The sequence below is a fragment of the Amaricoccus macauensis genome (assembly GCF_014201905.1).
GTDB classification, from domain to species: domain Bacteria; phylum Pseudomonadota; class Alphaproteobacteria; order Rhodobacterales; family Rhodobacteraceae; genus Amaricoccus; species Amaricoccus macauensis.
The window spans coordinates 80,578-94,437 of sequence record NZ_JACHFM010000002.1 but is presented as its reverse complement, the minus strand read 5'-3'; the positions used below and the strand labels follow the sequence as shown (position 1 = coordinate 94,437).

Annotated in this window: 10 protein-coding genes; 3 read left to right on the top strand and 7 right to left on the bottom strand. The window is 69.3% G+C overall.

The window, feature by feature from the left end; translation table 11 throughout:
- Positions 1-19 precede the first annotated feature (19 nt).
- Genes HNP73_RS08010 through HNP73_RS08000 form a run of 3 tightly spaced genes read left to right on the top strand, consistent with a single transcriptional unit; the run spans position 20 to position 4,643 of the window.
- Positions 20-754, top strand: a complete 735-nt coding sequence (locus HNP73_RS08010) for an aspartate/glutamate racemase family protein (RefSeq protein ID WP_184148163.1) — start codon at positions 20-22, stop codon at positions 752-754.
- 47 nt (positions 755-801) lie between these two features.
- Entirely contained in the window at positions 802-2,880 is a 2,079-nt protein-coding gene (locus HNP73_RS08005) for a hydantoinase/oxoprolinase family protein (RefSeq protein WP_184148162.1), read from the top strand.
- Positions 2,877-4,643 carry a hydantoinase B/oxoprolinase family protein gene (locus HNP73_RS08000; protein WP_184148161.1) on the top strand — a complete coding sequence of 589 codons (1,767 nt, stop codon included), beginning with the start codon at positions 2,877-2,879 and terminating at the stop codon, positions 4,641-4,643. The genes HNP73_RS08005 and HNP73_RS08000 overlap by 4 nt, the downstream gene beginning before the upstream one ends.
- A gap of 16 nt (positions 4,644-4,659) precedes the next feature.
- Here the strand turns inward: HNP73_RS08000 and HNP73_RS07995 are convergent, their stop codons facing one another.
- From HNP73_RS07995 to HNP73_RS07965, 7 genes are read right to left on the bottom strand one after another with little or no spacing between them, the layout of a single operon-like run.
- Positions 4,660-6,762 carry an FAD-dependent oxidoreductase gene (locus HNP73_RS07995; RefSeq protein ID WP_221288406.1) on the bottom strand — a complete coding sequence of 701 codons (2,103 nt, stop codon included), beginning with the start codon at positions 6,760-6,762 and terminating at the stop codon, positions 4,660-4,662.
- Positions 6,759-7,769, bottom strand: a complete 1,011-nt coding sequence (locus tag HNP73_RS07990; protein ID WP_184148159.1) for a LacI family DNA-binding transcriptional regulator — start codon at positions 7,767-7,769, stop codon at positions 6,759-6,761. Before HNP73_RS07990 ends, HNP73_RS07995 begins: the two co-directional genes overlap by 4 nt.
- 59 nt (positions 7,770-7,828) lie before the next feature.
- Positions 7,829-9,421 (bottom strand): GMC family oxidoreductase, encoded by a 1,593-nt coding sequence (locus tag HNP73_RS07985; protein WP_184148158.1) that lies wholly within the window; start codon positions 9,419-9,421, stop codon positions 7,829-7,831.
- Complete coding sequence (locus tag HNP73_RS07980; RefSeq protein WP_184148157.1) at positions 9,418-10,899, bottom strand: FAD-dependent oxidoreductase; 1,482 nt, start codon at positions 10,897-10,899, stop codon at positions 9,418-9,420. Before HNP73_RS07980 ends, HNP73_RS07985 begins: the two co-directional genes overlap by 4 nt.
- Entirely contained in the window at positions 10,899-12,011 is a 1,113-nt protein-coding gene (locus tag HNP73_RS07975; RefSeq protein WP_184148156.1) for an ABC transporter ATP-binding protein, read from the bottom strand. The genes HNP73_RS07980 and HNP73_RS07975 overlap by 1 nt, the downstream gene beginning before the upstream one ends.
- Positions 12,012-12,016: 5 nt before the next feature.
- Positions 12,017-12,946 (bottom strand): carbohydrate ABC transporter permease, encoded by a 930-nt coding sequence (locus tag HNP73_RS07970; RefSeq protein WP_184148155.1) that lies wholly within the window; start codon positions 12,944-12,946, stop codon positions 12,017-12,019.
- A complete protein-coding gene (locus HNP73_RS07965) occupies positions 12,946-13,845 on the bottom strand; it encodes a carbohydrate ABC transporter permease (protein WP_184148154.1) in 900 nt (299 codons plus the stop codon). The genes HNP73_RS07970 and HNP73_RS07965 overlap by 1 nt, the downstream gene beginning before the upstream one ends.
- Positions 13,846-13,860: the final 15 nt, after the last annotated feature.

The window sequence follows — 13,860 nt, the reverse complement described above, 5'->3', positions numbered from 1 at the left end:
TCTGACACTGGGAAAAACCATGAAGATCAAGGTCATCAATCCGAACACCACCTGGTCCATGACCGAGAAGATCGGGGCGGCCGCGCGCGCGGTCGCCTCGCCCGGCACCGAAATCGTTGCCGTCTCGCCGTCCATGGGTCCGGTCTCGATCGAGGGCTTCCATGACGAGGCCTTCGCCGCGATCGGGGTCATCGACGAGGTGCGCAAGGGCGAGGCCGAGGGCTGCGACGGCTACGTCATCGCCTGCTTCGGCGATCCCGGCCTTGCCGCCGCGCGCGAAGTCGCGTCCGGCCCGGTCGTCGGCATCGCCGAGGCGGCGATGCACGCGGCGAGCCTGATCGGCACGGGCTTCTCCATCGTCTCCATGCTCGAACGCTCGCGCATGACGATGGAGCATCTCGTGCAGGCCTACGGCATGGAGCACCGCTGCCGCTCCATCCGCATGACCGACATCCCCGTCCTCGGACTGGAGGAGGAGGGCTCGAACGCCCAGGCCCATGTCATCGAGGCATGCCGCCAGGCGATCGAGGAGGATCACGCGGACTGCGTGCTCCTCGGCTGCGGCGGCATGTCCGACCTGATGAGGCGCGTCAGCGCCGAAATCGGTGCGCCGGCGATCGACGGGGTATCGGCGGGCGTGAAGTTCGTCGAGGCGCTCGTCGGCCTCGGCCTCGGAACCGCGAAGCGGCAGGGCTTTGCCCGGCCGCTCGTCAAGGAATACACCGGCGCCCTGGCGGGCTTCGCACCCACCTGAGGAACCGGCCGAGAGGCCCGGCTGAGAAGCCGGCTGAGAGGAAATACATGAAGACCATCGGCGTCGACGTGGGCGGCACATTCACCGACCTCGTCTACTGCGACCTCGCGACCGGCGTGCTCGACATCCACAAGGTGTCGACCACGCCTGACGATCCCTCCCGCGGCGTTCTGCAGGGCGTGCTTGAGCTCTGCCGTGCGAGCGGCGTCTCGCCGTCCGAGATCGACCACGTGTTTCACGGGACGACGACGGCGACGAACGCCGTGCTGGAGCACAGGGGCGTCACCACGGGCATGATCACCAACGACGGCTTTCGCGATGTCCTGCACATCGGTCGCCACCAGCGGGTCCAGCACTATTCGATCCGTCAGGAGCTGCCGTGGCAGGACCGGCCACTGGTCAGGCGGCGGCACCGCAAGACCGTGGCCGGGCGCCTCGCACCGCCGTCGGGGGAAGAGATCGTGCCGCTCGACGAGGACGCCGTCCGCGCCGCCGCCCTGGAACTGAAGGCGGAGGGGGTTTCCTCCGTCGCCATCTGCTTCCTGTTTTCCTATCTCAACACCGCCCACGAAGACCGCGCCCGCGCCATCGTCGCCGAGGTGATGCCGGACGCGTTCGTCACCACCTCGAGCTTCGTCGCGCCGCAATTCCGCGAGTTCGAGCGCTTCACCACCGCCGCCCTCGCGGCCTTCATCGGCCCGAAGGTGCGCGAGTACATCGCCCGGCTCGAAACCGCGCTGCGCGACGCCGGCATCACCGGCGAGCTGCGCATCATGGCCTCGAACGGCGGCGTCGCCACCGCTGGAATGGTCGCGGAGAAGCCGACGCTCACCCTGCTCTCGGGCCTCGCCGCCGGCGTGCTCGGCGGCGCGTGGATCGGCGATCTGATCGGCCGCGACCGCCTCATCACCTTCGACATCGGCGGCACGTCCGCCGACATCGGCATCATCGTCGACGGCACCTTCGCCGAGACCGATGCCCGCTCGTCCTCGATCGCTGGCTTCCCGCTGCTCTCGCCGATGATCGACATCCACACGATCGGCGCGGGCGGCGGATCGATCGCCCATCTCGACCGCGGCGGCGCCTTCCGCGTCGGCCCGCGCTCGGCCGGCGCCGTGCCCGGACCCGCCGCCTACGGCCGCGGCGGCACCGAGCCCACCGTTACCGACGCGAACCTCGTCCTCGGCCGCCTCGACGCCGACGACTTCCTCGGCGGCGGCATGAAGCTCGACCCCGAGGCCGCGCGCACCGCCGTCGCCGGCATCGCCGCCGACCTCGGCCTCTCGCTTGAGGAAGCCGCGGAAGGCATCCTCACCGTCATCAACGCCAACATGGCGAACGCCATCCGCTCGCGCACCATCCAGAAGGGCATCGACCCGCGCGGCTTCGCCCTGGTCGCCTTCGGCGGTGCCGGACCGCTGCACGGCGCCGAGGTGGCGGCGATGCTCGGCATCGCGGAGGTGATCGTCCCACCCTACCCCGGCATCACCTCGGCCATGGGGCTCCTCACCACCGACGTGAAGTACGACGCCACGCGGACGCAGTTCCAGATCTCCACCGCCGTCGATCTCGACCGGCTGAACGCCGACCTCGACACCATGCAAGCCGACCTCGCCACCCGCTTCGCCGCCGACCACATCGACGCCGCCGCCACCCGCTTCGAGCGGGGCGGCGATCTCCGCTACGTCGGCCAGGGATACGAGCTCCGCGTCCCCTTCCCCCAGGGTCCGCTCGACGCGGCCTCCCTTGCCGGGGTGTGGGAGGCCTTCCACGCCCGCCACGCCACCGAATACGGCCACGCCTTCCGCGACAGCCCGATCGAACTCGTCAACGTCAAGGTGACGGGCATCGGCCAGATCGACAAGCTTACCTCGCTCCGCCCGGTCACCGGCGGCACGCTTTCCGGGGCGGTGGTGCGCCGCGCTCCTTGCGCCTTCCGCGCCGACGGCAGCCTCGGGACGTTCGACACCACCTTCTACGACCGCCGCAGGCTTCCCGCCGGCGAGCGTTTCTCAGGCCCGGCCATCGTGCTCCAGAGCGACTCGACCACCGTCATCCCACCCGGCGCCTCGGCGATCGTCGAGGCGACCGGCAGCATCCTCATCACGCTCGGAGGCGCAGAATGACCGCGTCCATCGACCCGATCACCGCCGCGGTCATCCATGGGGCCCTCGAAAACATCGCGATCGAGATGGGCCACAAGCTGATGCGCATGAGCTACTCCAGCATCATCCGCGAATCCGAGGACTTCGGCACCGCCCTGACCGACGCGGAGGGCAACCAGCTCTGCGAGTGCAAGATGTCGACGCCGCTGCAGTCCGGCCCGATCCCCGGCTACATCCGCGGCATCCACAAGGCCCTCGCCAGCCGGGGCGAGACGATCCGCCCCGGTGACGTCATCCTGCACAACGACCCCTACGGCGGCGCGTCGCACGGGCCGGATATCGCCTTCGTGGTGCCGATCTTCATCGACGACACGCTCGTCGCGTTCTCGGTGACGACCGCGCACCACCTCGACATCGGCTCCGCGACCCCGGGGAGCGCGGGCATCGTCGAGGCGGTCGACGCCTACGCCGAAGGCCTGCAGCTGAAGGCGATCAAGGTCGTCGAGGAGGGCCGCCCCAACCGCGCCGTCTGGCAGATCCTGCGCGACAACATCCGCGCCTCCGCCCTCGTCGTCGGCGACATGGAAGCGCAGATCAAGGCCGCCGAGATCGGCGCCACGCGCTTCCTCGAACTGGCCGGCCGCTACGGGATCGACACGATCCGCGCCGCGGCCACCGAGCTCATGGACTACTCCGAGCGGCTGATGCGCAACGCCATCCGCGCCCTGCCGGACGGGACATGGGTGGCCGAAGGCATCTACGACGGCTTTTCCGACGATCCCGACCCCCGGCGGCGCGACCTGCCGATCAAGGTCGCCGTTACCGTCGCGGGCGACGAGATCACCGTCGATCTGACCGGCACGGCGCCACAGGTCTCCGACCGGCCGATCAACATGCCGTTCGAGGGCACGACGGATTGCGCCATCTGGCTCACCCTGCGCTCGATCCTGCTCGACAGCGCCGTCTACGGCGACGTGCCGCAGAACGCCGGCCTCACCCGGCCGATCAAGATCATCGCGCCGCTCGGCTGCATCGCCAACCCGATCTTCCCCGCACCCACCATCGCCCGCTTCACGCCCGGCAACGCCATGGCCGACATCCTGATGCGCGCCCTCTCGCAGGTGGTGCCCGAGCAGGTCTCCGCCGGCGTCGGCAATCTCCACGTCGTCTCGTTCTCCGGCGTCAGGGGCGGTCGCCACTGGGTCCACATGGAGATCCTCGAAGGCAGCTACGGCGGGCGCTTCGGGATGAACGGCATGGACGCCGTGGACACGCTCTACGCCAACACCCGCAACAACCCGGTGGAGGACGTGGAGTCCCACCTGCCGCTGCGCATCGACCGCTACGAGCTGCGCGACGATCCCGCCGCCGCCGGCGAGTGGAGGGGCGGCATGGGCATGATCCGCGAGTTCACCTTCCTGAGCGACGGCGCGTTCTCCGTCGAGGGTGACGGCCACCGCCAGCGCCCGTGGGCCTTCGGCGGCGGCGAGCCGGGACTGCCCGCCGCGCTCACCCTCGTCCACGTCGATGGCACCACCGAAACGCTGCCCTCGAAGGTCGCCTACCACGCCGCCCGCGCGGGCGAGCGCGTCATCGCCCACGGGCCGAATGGCGGCGGCTACGGCAATCCGTTCGCTCGCGACGCGCAGGCGGTGCTCGGCGATGTCCTCGACGACCTTCTCGACGCGGCAACCGCCGCCGCGCGCTACGGCGTGGTGATCCACGACGGCGCGGTCGATGTCGCCGCCACTGACGCGAACCGCGCGCCCGCCAGCGTCGGGTAAGCGGACAGCGGGCGGGTCAGCGGTCGGCGAGACCGTAGATCCGCCCCGTCAGCCAGTCCGGCCAGTCGCGTTCGAAGAACGGCCGGGCGGCCTCGTCGAAGGCCCGGTTCGGACGCGCCGAGACCTCGAACGCCCTGCCATCGAGCCGGACCACGAGCTGCTCCCGCCCGTGCTCCGGGCGTTCAGGGCGGAACCGGTAGTCCTCCAGCGGCCCGGCGGCCGACATCGGCAGCGAGGCGCCGGCCGGATCGCAGATCGCCCGCGCCCCCCTGCTGCCACCGCCCGCGCGCACGAAGGTGTCGAGCGCGCTCAGCACCGCCTCGGAGGCCAGCGCCATCTGCTGCCACTGCACCGCGCGCACCGCTTCCGCCGGGCGGTCATGCGCAATGCCCTCCGACCGGATCCGGGCGTTGAGCGCCCGCGCCTCCGACAGCCCCCCGGCGATGGCGTCCGGCTGGCAGATCATCCCGGCCTTCTCGCTCATCCGCGCCTGAACCTCCGCGCGCACGCCTGCGACGTCGAGCGGGCTCCCGGCCCGCAGCACGCTTTCCACGGCCCTGACCGCCCCCGCCAGCGCCGCGGCGACCGACGCCTCCGCATCCTCGCCCGGGGCCGTCCGCGCAAGCCCGCTCGCCGCGATATGCTCTGCGGCCCGCGTGCCGAAGACCTGACCGGCATTGAGCGCCGCACCGCCCGGCCGGGTCACGCCATGGGTGCCCGCCGCCTCGCCCACTGCATAGACACCGGCCAGACTGGTGCGCGCCCAGGTATCGACCGCGATGCCACCGTTCATGTGCTGGTTGTTCACCGCGAACTCGAGCGGTTCGGCGGTGATATCGACCTTGTAGCGGCGGTAAAGCTCGATCGCGAGCGGGTTCATGCGCCGCAGCCGCCCGATCGGCGTCGCCTGCGACGCCCTCGCGGTGCCAAGGTAGCGCGCCACGTCGTCATCGAGCCGGTCGAGGCTGAAGGGCAGGTCCCCGGGCACCGCCTCGGGATTGCGGTTGAAGTCCATATAGACCCGCCGCCCGGCCTCGGTCTCGCGGAAGATCGCGAGATCGACGAGGCTGGAGCCGAAATCGAGCATCCGCGTGGCGTGGAACGGCCACTGATAGCCCTTGCGGAAGATGTTCGAGGCCAGCTCCTGCGTCGTGCGATAACAGCCGCCGAGGAAATGATGCTCCCGCCCCTCCGCATCCACCGAATAGATATGCGGCAGCGCCTGCACATAGGTGCCCGAGAGGTTCCACGGGAAGCCCTCGCGCCTTGTGCCGATGCCGAACTGGCTTTCCGTCAGATTGACGAGTTCGATCCCTGCCTCCAGCGCCATCCCGAGCGAGCCGAAGCAGCCGTTCGGATAGACGCTGTCGCGGTAGAGCTCGCCCGGCCCCCCCGCAGCCAGTACCACCACGGGGGCGCGGTAGAACGCGAGCCCGAGCGGGTTTGCCCTGTCCGCCTGCTTCGGGCGCATGGCAAGCACACCCGCCACGCGACCGCCGTTCGTGACGAGGCGGACGCCAGTCGTGTGGTTGAAGAATGGAATGCCGAGGCGGATCGCCTCCTCGGCCAGGACCCGCACCATCAGCCGCGAGGTGCGCGGGCCGCAGCTCGTGGCGCGCCCCACCTCGTCGTGGTCGGTCTGGTAGCGCAGCGTGCCCCCCAACGGATCCTGCGGCAGCGGCAGCCCGAGGTACTGGAGCGAGGCGAGTGCGCGCCCCGAGCCCGCCGCCTCGATATAGGCGGTATCCTCATCCATGGCGCCCCCGGCGCGGATCGCCCGCGCCATCGCGTTCAGGTCGTCACCCCGGCCGGCGGTGTTCGCCGTGTGCAGCGTCTGCTTGTCCGAGCCCGAGCAGGCGGACGTGCCGCCCCAGGCACTCTGGCTCAGGATCGCCACGTCACCGCCCCGGCGCCCCAGCTCAACCGCGGCACGAAGCCCGGCGGCGCCGCTGCCCATGACGATGCAGCCGTGGCGATGGACCGGAACGCTGTGGTCCCCCACCGCCACCGAGCCCAATGCCCGCCGCTCCGGCGGCAGGCGCGGCATGGCGACGTCCGTCAGGGCGTCGAGAATGGACTGCGGCACGTCGATCGTCACGAACGGGCTCCCTTCACTCACACGTCTCCCGCGCTCGACGCGCGAACGATGAGTTCGACCGGCGCGAGGCGGTTCTCCTGCGGCTGCACGCCGTCGCCAATCCACTCCAGCATCGCCGCCGCCGCCTCCCGGCCGAAGCGTGCCACGTCGCAGCGCACGGAGGTGAGCTGCGGCCAGGCGAGCGCCGCCTCCTCGATGTCGTCGAACCCGACCAGCCGCACGTCCCGGCCCACCCGCACCCCGGCCTCCGCGAAGCCCGCCAGCATTCCGAGCGCCACCAGATCGGAGAAGCAGAGCACCGCCTCGATCTCCGGGTGCTCGGCATGGAGGCGCAGCGCCATGTCCCGCCCGAACGCCCGCGACGGCCGGCCGTGCACCGCGAAGGTCGGCAACCCCGCCTCCCCCATGACCGCGGCGTACCCCGCCGTGCGCTCCAGCGTCACCGGCCGGTTCTCAAGGCCGCCGACGAACGCGATCCGCCGCGTCCCGAGCGAGAGCAGATGCTCCGTCGCCAGCCGCCCGCCCGCCTCATAGTCGAGCGTCGCGAACGGAAAGACCTCCGTCCGGTGATCGATCCGCCGCAAGACCTGCATCGCCGGGAGCCCGGCCCGCCGCACCACCTCGAGCCCCTCCTCGTCATCGACGTAGGTGGGCGAGATCAGGAACCCCGAAACCCCGTGCTCGATCATCGAGGCGATCACCCGCGCCTGCATCTCCGGCGTCTCGTCGGTATTGGCGATCACCGTGGCATAGCCGCGCTCGGCAAACGCCATCTGCGCGCTCGCGGCGAACTCGGTGAAGAACGGGTTCCTGAGGTCATTGATGACGAGCCCGATCAGCCCCACGTCGACGCCCCGCAGGTTCGCCGCCGCCCGGTTGTAGACATAGCCGAGCTCGCCCATCGCCCGCTCGACCGCGGCCCGCGTCTCCGCCCGCACCAGTGGACTGTTCTGCAGCACGTTCGAAACGGTGGACTTCGAGACCCCGGCGACACGCGCCACATCAACGATCGTCGGTCGCCTGCTCATCGCTTTCCCCCCGGCCAGCTCCCCGGAGTTTGCGACATCGATCCGGCGGGCGGTAGGCATCATCGGCTCCCGTGGTCCGCCCGGATCATGTCCGCGGCCTTCTCGGCGATCATGATCGTCGCGGCGTTGGTGTTCGAGGACACCACCGTTGGCATGACCGACGCATCCACCACCCTGAGCCCGGCGATGCCGTTGAAGCGCAGCCGCGGATCGACCACCGCCGCCGGATCGGCCCCCATGCGGCAGGTCCCGGCCGGATGGTGATCGGTCTTGGCATGGCGGCAGGCGAAGTCGAAATAGTCCGCGTCCGTCCGCACCTCCGGCCCCGGCAGCCGCTCCGCCAGCACGTAAGGCCGGAGCGGCGCCTGCGCCATGATCTCCTGCGCGAGCTTCAGCCCCCGGAGCGACATCTCCCGGTCATGGGCATCCTCCCAGTAGTTCGGATCAATGAGCGGCGCCACGGCCGGATCAGCGCTCGCCAGCCGCACCGTCCCGCGCGAGCGCGGCCGGAGATACGCCGAATTCAGTGTCACCCCGCCGTTCGGCATCGCCGCCACCCCCGCCTCGATGCCCGAGCCGAGCCCGAGATGAAACTGGATGTCGGGCGAGCGCGCGTCCTTGTCGGCGTACCAGAACCCGCCGGTCTCGAAGAGGCTCGACGCCACCGGCCCCTTGCGCGTCAGGAGATATTGCACCCCGGCCACCGCCGACCAGTGCAGCTTCGCGTACCGGTCGTAGGTGTGCGGCCCCGTCACCTCGGCGATGACGAAGAGATCGAGGTGATCCTGCAGGTTCGACCCCACGCCCGGCTGGTCGAGAACCGGCCGGACGCCCACCTCCGCCAGATGCTCCGCCGGCCCGATGCCCGAGCGCATCAGCATCCACGGCGAGCCGATGGCGCCCGCCGACAGGATGAGCTCGCTCGTCGCGGTGATCCGCGCGCCGTCCATCATCTCGACCCCGACCGCCCGGCCGCTCTCCACGACGATCCGCCGGACCTCTGCGCCGGTGCGCACCGTGAGGTTCACCCTGCCCCGGTTTGGCGCGAGATACGCCATCGCCGCCGACGAGCGCCGGGCGTTGCGCTGAGTCAGCTGATAATATCCCGCGCCGTCCTGCACCTCACCGGTCATGTCGTCGTTCCTCGGGATGCCCAGCGCGGCGGCGGCGGCGAAATAGGCCTCGCAGATCGGCAGCGGCGCGCTTGGCTTCGAGACCCCGAGCGGTCCGCCCTTGCCGTGCCAGCGGTTATCCCAGGTGTCGTTGTCCTCGGCCTTGCGGAAGTAGGGCAGCACGTCCTCGTAGGACCAGCCAGCGCAGCCCATCTGCCGCCACTCGTCATAGTCGAGCGCATTGCCGCGCGTGTAGATCTGCGCGTTGATCGACGAGCCGCCGCCAATCACCTTGCCTTGGGTGAAGCGGATCTGCATCCCCTGCATGTGCCGCTGCGGCACCGTGGACCAGCCCCAGGAGCCGATGCCCCTGGTCATCTTTGCAAAGCCCGCCGGCACATGGTAGAAGGGATGCCGGTCGCGGCCACCCGCCTCGAGCAGCAGCACCCGCGCGGCCGGGTCTTCCGACAGCCGCGCCGCCAGCACGCAGCCGGCCGAGCCGCCACCGACGATGACGAAATCATAGCCTTCGGCGTTCATGCCGCGAAATCCCTGCGCGTGATGTGGTCCGCCGTGCGCAGCGCCTGCGCGGCGATGGTCAGCGCCGGGTTCACCGCCGCCGAGGTGGGCAGAAAGCTCGCATCGACCACGAAGAGGTTCCCGTGGTCGTGCGTCCGGCAGAAGACATCGACGACGCTCGTTGCCGGGTCCGTCCCCATGCGCGCCGTGCCGCACTGGTGCGACGGCGTGCGCCGGTCGAACGGCCGCGACAGCACGATCGGATAACCAGCGCGCTTCAGCACCGACTTCAGCTTCGCCACCAGCGCCTCGTGGGTCTCCCAGTTCGACCGCCGCCAGTCGAGCACGATCCGTTCGCCCCGGAGCGTCACGCGGCTCTCCGGGTTCGGGAGATCCTCGCTCATGGCGTAGAGATCGACCGAATGCGCGGCGAGCCACCCCGCCGCCACGCGCGGCAGTCCGCCCGCCGCTGCGAGGATCCCGCCCGAGATCTTGCCAAGCGTCTGCACGTTGCCGAGCGGCGTGCCGTCCTTGCCGCCGGTCAGGTAGAAATCGTTCAGCAGCACGGTCTTCTGATAGACCGACGTGTTGCGCCGGAACGGGCTCACAGCCAGCACCGCCGAGCAGTTGTGGTTCATGAAGTTGCGCCCGACCTGATCGGAGCGGTTGGCGAGCCCCGAGCGCAGCAGGAGGACGGCGGAATTCACCGCCCCCGCGCTCAGGATCACAAGGCGGGGCACAAGACGAACCGTCCCGGCGCCCTTGCGATACTCCACCGCGACGATGCGCCCTCCCGCGCCGGCTTCGAGCCGCGTCACGCGCGCCCCGGTCTCCAGCGTCACGTTCGGATGGCGCAGCGCCTCGGCGATGCCGACGCTCTCGCCATCGCACTTCGCCCCCGTGGTGTCCGGGAACGCGTCCCACGGCGTCGCCGCCCGCTTCAGCCACGCATCGATGTCGACGCCAAGCGGTTGCGACGACGGCGTCAGCCCCGCCCGCTTCATCCGGGCGCGAAAATCCGCAATCGACGGCTCGTCGGGTACCGGCGGGAACGGATAGGCCCCCGAATGCGCCGGCTCGGTCGGATCCTCGCCCGCGTCGCCGCGCACCCGGAACAGCTCCTCCGCCCGCTGATACCACGGCTCCAGATCGTCATAGGTGATCGGCCAGCCCGGCGTCGTGCCGCCAAGGTGGCGGATCGGCCGGAAATCCTCGGCGCGGTAGCGGATCAGCACCGCGCCGTAGAGCTTCGAATTGCCGCCGACACAGTAGTAGTTGCCCGGGTTGAACGCCTCTTCCCCGGGCGTCTCCCACTCCTCGTCAGGGCGAAAGTGGCCGCGTCCGAAGATCGCCGCCTCGTCCCGCGCCTCGGCCGTGTCGGGCAGCCGCTCGCCGCGCTCAAGGATCAGGATGCGTCGGCCCGACGGCGCCAGCGCCGCGGCGGCGGTGGACCCGCCGATGCCCGAGCCGATGATGACGATGTCCGGGCCGTCGCTCATCACGCGATCCTGAGTTCGGTCGTGGGGTCGAAGGCCACAGCCTTCTCCATGTTGATCGCGAACGGAAACACCTCGCCCGGCCGCACGTCGACGTCAGCGCGAAAGCGGCCGGTCACTTCCTTGCCGCCGAGATGCGCCATCACGAAGGTATCGGAGCCGGCCGGCTCGGTGATCTCGACCGGCACGTCGACCACGTGCACCGCACGGCTCTGCCGGTCGGCACCGTCGCGGTCGGTGATCGCCTCGGGCCGGAGCCCGAGCACGATCTCGCGCCCGGCCTGCGCCTCGAAGCCCCGGCCTTCGGCGAACGGCAACGCGACCTCGCCGCCACCACCGCACCGCGCCTTCGCCACCGCCCTGCCTTCCTCGACGGCGATCGTCGCGGGGAAGAGGTTCATCGACGGCGAGCCCATGAAGCCTGCGACGAACATGTTGGCGGGCGTGTCGTAGATCTCCTTCGGCGTCCCGAGTTGCTGGACGTGGCCGCCGAACATCACCGCGATCCGTGTCGAGAGCGTCAGCGCCTCGATCTGGTCGTGGGTCACATAGACGATCGTCGTCCGAAGCTTCCGGTGCAGCTTCTTGATCTCGGTGCGCATGTCGACGCGGAGCTTGGCGTCGAGGTTCGAGAGCGGCTCATCGAAGAGAAAGACGTCCGGGTCACGCACCAGCGCCCGGCCCATCGCCACGCGCTGGCGCTGCCCGCCCGAGAGCTGCCCCGGCTTGCGGTCGAGAAGGTGGGTGATCTGGAGCAGGTCCGCCACCTGCGCCACCGCCTTGTCGCGCTCAGGCTTCGGGACGCCGTGCATCTCCAGGCCGAAGGCGATGTTCTTAGCCACGTTCATGTTCGGGTAGAGCGCGTAGCTCTGGAACACCATGGCGATGTTGCGCTCGGCCGGCCTGACGCCGTTCATCGACCGGCCCTTGATCGCGATGTCGCCGGTCGTCACCTCCTCAAGGCCCGCGATCATGTTGAGCAGCGTCGACTTGCCGCATCCCGAGGGGCCGACGAGCACGAGGAACTCGCCCTCCTCCACGGAGATGTTGGTCTCGTGCAGGATCTTGACCGCGCCATAGCTCTTGGTGGCGCGCCGGATGTCGAGAAAGCCCATCGGTCTCAGCCTTTCACGGAGCCCGCCATCAGCCCGCGGACGAAATACCGCCCGGCGACGACGTAGACGAGGAGGGTGGGAAGCGCGGCCATGATCGCGCCGGCGAAGTGGACGTTGTATTCCTTCACGCCCGTCGAGGACTGGACGAGGTTGTTGAGCGCCACGGTCATCGGCTGACTGTCGAAGTCCGAGAACGAGGCGCCGAACAGGAAGTCATTCCAGATGTTGGTGAACTGCCAGATGATGCAGACCACCGCGATCGGCCCCGACGACGGCAGCATGATCCGCCGGAAGATCGTGAAGAACCCCGCACCGTCGATCTGCGCCGCACGGACGAGCTCGGTCGGGAACTGCTGGTAGTAGTTCTTGAAGTAGAGCGTCGAGAAGCCGATGCCGTAGACCAGATGCACGAAGATGAGGCCGGGCACCGTCCCGGCGAGCCCCATGAGGCCGAGCAGCCGCGCCATCGGGATCAGCACCATCTGGAACGGAATGAAGCAGGCAAAGAGCAGCATCCCGAACACCCAGGTGTCGCCGCGGAACCGCCACTTGGTCAGCACATAGCCGTTCATCGCGCCGAGCACCGTCGAGAGCGCGACGGCGGGAACCACCATCAGGATCGAGTTCAGGAAGAACGGCCGGAGACCCGTCGCCGCCACGCCGATCTGCGCCGTCGACCAGGCCTTGCCCCAGGGCTCCACCGTCCAGTCGCGCGGCAACGACATCATTCCGCCCGCCTGTATCTCGCTGAGCGGCTTCAGCGAGTTCACCACCATCACGTAGAGCGGCAGCAGGTAGTAGAGGCAGAACAGCCCGAGGATCAGATAGATCGCCACACGCGCCGTGCCGCCGGTCCTGATCACCTGCGACGAACCGGGCGCCCCCACCGGTCGGATGGCGGCCGCCGACGCGCCGGCGCGGACATCGCTCGCCATTACTTCCTCTCCCTGAGTTCGGAGTAGATGAAGGGCACCATGATCGCCGCGATCGACATGAGCATGATCACCGCCGAAGCCGCGCCGATGCCCATCTGGTTGCGGGTGAAGGTGTACGAGTACATGAACGTCGCCGGCACCTCGGTCGCCGTCCCCGGCCCGCCCCCCGTCAGCGCGATGACGAGGTCGTAGGACTTGATCGCCATGTGCGCGAGTACCACGAAGGCCGACATGAACGCGGGCCGAAGCTGCGGGATGATGATCCGCCGGTAGAGCGCGAAGGTCGAGGCGCCGTCGATCTGCGCCGCCTTCATCACCTCGGTGTCGATGCCGCGCAGGCCGGCGAGGAACATCGCCATGACAAACCCGCTCGTCTGCCAGACCGCCGCGATGACGATGGTGTAGATCGCCATCTTCGGATCCTTGATCCACTCGAAGGCGAACCCCTCCCAGCCCCACGACCGCACCACCGCCTGCAAGCCAATGCCCGGATCGAGAAACCACTTCCAGGCCGTGCCGGTGACGATGAAGGAGAGTGCCATCGGATAGAGATAGATCGTGCGGATGAACCCCTCGGCGCGGATCTTCTGGTCGAGAAAGATCGCGAGCCCGAGCCCGACGACGCAGCAGATGACGATGTAGAGCGACCCGAAGATCAGCAGATTGTCGATCGCGATGCCCCAGGCCCGGAGCCCGAAGAGCTTCTGGTAGTTCTCAAGCCCGACCCAGCCGAACGACGGCAGGATCCGGCTGTCGGTGAAGGACAGCACGAACGTGAAGAGAATGAAGCCATAGACGAAAACCAGCACGACCGCGAGGCTCGGGCTGAGAACCAGCTTCGGCAGGGCGTCGCGCAGCCAGTCGGTGCCGCTCACGCGGCGGGGGACGGTCTGGGGCATGAAAGGGCTCCGCTG